Source organism: Streptomyces eurythermus (assembly GCF_014649115.1).
Classification (GTDB): domain Bacteria; phylum Actinomycetota; class Actinomycetes; order Streptomycetales; family Streptomycetaceae; genus Streptomyces; species Streptomyces eurythermus.
This window is the reverse complement of the sequence record NZ_BMSK01000016.1, coordinates 1-422: the sequence shown is the minus strand read 5'-3', so window position 1 is coordinate 422 and position 422 is coordinate 1. Positions and strand designations below refer to the sequence as shown.

Here is a 422-nt window from a genome sequence, read left to right as displayed (position 1 = left end):
TTGGACTCGGTGGCGGCCTGCGGGGTCCAGGAACCGCTCAGGCTGGTGGCGGTGAAGGAGCGGAAGTAGCGCTGCTCGCTCGCGCCCCGGGCCTCGACGATCATGAGGTACTGGTTCTGGCCCTGGACCTTGTAGACCTGCGGCGCCTCGAACAGGTTCTTCGCGGTGTCGCTCATGACCGTGGTGTACGAGGAGCCGAAGCTGCCCGGGAAGTTCCCGATCGGCATGCTCGCCCGGTAGATCTTGCCGTTGTCACCGGCGAAGAACAGGTACATGTTCTGGTCGTCGGCGATCAGCGTCTGGTCGATCGGACCGGTACCGGAGTCGGGGAGGCTGCCGGTGAACAGCGGCTGCGGGGCGGACCAGCCGTTGGGGTTGGTCGGGTCGCTGGAGGTGCGGTAGATGAACGGCCAGGCACCCCA

At 66.4% G+C, this 422-nt stretch carries 1 protein-coding gene; it reads right to left on the bottom strand.

Annotated features, from left to right (window positions below; all coding sequences use genetic code 11):
* The coding region (locus tag IE251_RS27950) for a non-reducing end alpha-L-arabinofuranosidase family hydrolase (protein ID WP_268253346.1) at positions 1-422 on the bottom strand (422 nt) is incomplete at both ends.